Here is a 2,836-nt window from a genome sequence, read left to right on the forward strand (position 1 = left end):
GTACGCCTCCGGCGAGGGCCGCCTTGCGCGAGCATGGCACGGTAGCGAGGCTGCGCTCTTAAGGTCGTCCTTACGAGCGAAGTTGGCAGCACAGCATGAGCCATGTGACGTTATTGACCGGGCCTGAGCGTCGTCGTCGTTGGAGTGAAGCGGATCAGTGCCGGATACTGGCGGCGGCATTCGCGCCCGGGGCCACAGTGGCGGCGGTGGCGCGTCAGTACGATGTCGCGACCAGCCTGATCTACAAGTGGCGCCGCACGATGAGAGCCCGCGAGACGGGCTTTGCCGAAGTTGTCGTGGCTCCCGATGAGCCTGTCGCCGTTTCGCGGCCGGCGGCGCCACAAGCGGTGATCGAGCTGGAGATCGCCGGCAAGGTGCGGCTGCGGATTCCGTTGACCACGCCGCCGACACTGGCGGCGGCGATGGTGAAGGCGCTGGGCGTTTCATGATCCCGGTCCCGAGCCAGGTCCGGATCTGGTTGGCGGTCGGCCGGACCGATATGCGTCGCGGGATGCAGGGCCTCGCTCTGCAGGTTCAGGAGACGTTGGGCCGGGATCCGCATGCCGGCGATCTTTATGTCTTCCGCGGCCGCAGCGGCAATCTGATCAAGATTATCTGGCATGATGGGCTCGGCATGTCGCTATATGCAAAACGGCTCGAGAAGGGCCGGTTTCTATGGCCGTCGCCGGCGGACGGTACGGTTTCCATATCACCGGCGCAGCTCGCCTACATGCTCGACGGGATCGATTGGCGCAACCCGCGCCACACGTTCCGTCCGCAGCGCGCGGGCTGAGTTTTTCTTTGAGTTTGCGCCATTTTCCGCGAGTCAGCGGACGCGTTTTATGATTCACTCCAGGGCATGGTTGCCACCGCCCAGGATGCTGTTCCGGACGATATTGGCGCGCTGAGAGCAGCGCTGACCGCGGCGCTGGCCAGAGCCGAAGACGAGGCCGCGCGCGCTGCGCTGGTCGAGGCCGAACTGGCGGTCGCCAGGGCCAAGGCATCGGATGATGCGGCGCTGATCGCGCATCAGCATCTGACGATCCGGAAGCTGCAGCGGGCGCTGCATGGTCAGAGTTCTGAACGCTCAGCCCGCCTGCACGACCAGATGGAACTCACCTTCGAGGAACTCGAGAGCACGGCAACGGAAGACGAGATCGCCGCCGAACAGGCCGCGGCCCGGACCACCGAGGTGGCGCCTTACATGCGCAAGCGACCGGCGCGCCAGCCATTTCCCGAGCATCTGCCGCGCGAACGCGTGGTCGAGCCGGCGCCGACCGCTTGCCATTGCTGCGGCGGCCATCGGCTGCGCAGGCTGGGTGAGGATATCACCGAGACCCTGGAGGTGGTGCCGCGGCAATGGAAGGTGATCCAGCACGTACGGGAGAAGTTCACCTGCCGCGACTGCGAAGCGATCAGCCAGGCTCCGGCGCCGTTCCACGCCACCCCACGCGGCTGGGCCGGTCCCGGCCTGCTGGCGATGATCCTGTTCGAGAAGTTCGGCCAGCATCAGCCGCTCAACCGCCAGGCTGACCGGTATGCCCGCGAAGGCGTGCCGTTCAGCCTGTCGACGCTCGCCGACCAGGTCGGCGCCGGCGCCGCGGCGCTGATGCCGCTGTTCAAGCGGCTCGAAGCCCATGTGCTGGCCGCGTCACGTCTGCACGGCGACGATACGACGGTGCCGGTCCTGGCCAAGGGCAAGACCGATACCGGCCGATTATGGACCTATGTGCGCGATGACCGACCGTTCGGCGGCGCCGATCCGCCGGCGGCGGTGTTCTACTATTCCCGCGATCGCCGAGGCAAACATCCCGCGGCGCATCTCGCCGGCTGGAGCGGCATTCTGCAGGCCGATGCCTTTGGTGGTTATGGCGATCTCTATGCGACGGGTCGTCAGCCGGCGCCTATTCTGGAGGCCAGCTGCTGGGCCCACAGCCGGCGCAAAGTGTTCGAGCTGGCCGATGTCGAAGCGGCGGCGCGCAAGAAGGCGCACGGCGAGAAGCCCAACCTGGTCTATCCGCTAGCGGTGGAAGCCGTGAAGCGCATCGATGCCCTGTTCGATATCGAGCGCGCGATCAACGGTCTGTCGCCAGGCCAACGCCACGCCGTGCGCCAGGAGCGGAGCGTGCCGCTGGTCACCGAGCTCGAGCGCTGGATGATCGAGACGCGCGACAAGCTCTCGCGCGGACATGATCTGACCAAGGCCTTCAACTACATGCTGCGCCGCTGGTCATCCTTCGCCCGGTTCCTCGACGACGGGCGGATCTGCCTATCGAACAATGCAGCCGAGCGAGCCCTGCGCGGCATCGCTCTCGGCAGAAAGTCCTGGCTGTTCTGCGGTTCCGATCGCGGCGGACAGCGCGCTGCCGTTCTCTACAGCCTGATCGTCAGCGCCAAGTTGAACGATATCGACCCGCAGGCCTGGCTCGCCGACGTCCTCGCCCGACTGCCCGCCTATCCGGCCCATCGGATCGATGATTTGCTGCCGTGGAATTGGAGATCCGCAAAACTGCGGACCCAACCAGCGGCGGCCTGATCATGCAGCGCAATAAGGTGCATCACGTCTACACCGTCGAACGTGTCGCCAGGGACCTCGGCGTCAGCGAAGCGCTCATCCAGGACCTGACCCTCGGTCTCGAGCCCGAGGACGGCGTCATCTGGGTGTACGGCGCCAACGATGACGACGGAATCTTGGCCTTCACCGATGAAGGCATCGAGGAGGTCAAACTCCTTCTCGAAGAATATCATCGCGTCTCCCCATCGAAAGCTTGACCCCAGCACCGCGGTGCTCAAGGCCGCCGGATACGCACGTCTGCGGTCTTCACCGGATGCGTAC

4 protein-coding genes are annotated in these 2,836 nt (G+C 65.6%); all 4 read left to right on the forward strand.

The annotated features are described in order from the left end of the window. The first annotated feature begins 95 nt into the window (after positions 1-95). Positions 96-449, forward strand: a complete 354-nt coding sequence (tnpA, locus tag NKI99_RS33565) for an IS66-like element accessory protein TnpA (protein WP_352613720.1) — start codon at positions 96-98, stop codon at positions 447-449. Then, on the forward strand, positions 446-793 hold the full coding sequence (tnpB, locus tag NKI99_RS33570) for an IS66 family insertion sequence element accessory protein TnpB (RefSeq protein ID WP_006201720.1): 348 nt from the start codon (positions 446-448) through the stop codon (positions 791-793). Before tnpA ends, tnpB begins: the two co-directional genes overlap by 4 nt. 66 nt (positions 794-859) lie before the next feature. After that, the gene (tnpC, locus tag NKI99_RS33575; protein WP_352613722.1) at positions 860-2,536 is read left to right on the forward strand and encodes an IS66 family transposase; all 1,677 of its coding nucleotides are present in this window, start codon (positions 860-862) and stop codon (positions 2,534-2,536) included. 2 nt (positions 2,537-2,538) lie between these two features. Next, positions 2,539-2,772, forward strand: coding sequence for a hypothetical protein (locus NKI99_RS33580; protein ID WP_023778258.1), 234 nt, complete (start codon positions 2,539-2,541; stop codon positions 2,770-2,772). The last annotated feature ends 64 nt before the right edge of the window (positions 2,773-2,836 follow it).

The sequence above is a fragment of the Mesorhizobium sp. M0239 genome, from assembly GCF_040321815.1.
Taxonomy (GTDB): domain Bacteria; phylum Pseudomonadota; class Alphaproteobacteria; order Rhizobiales; family Rhizobiaceae; genus Mesorhizobium.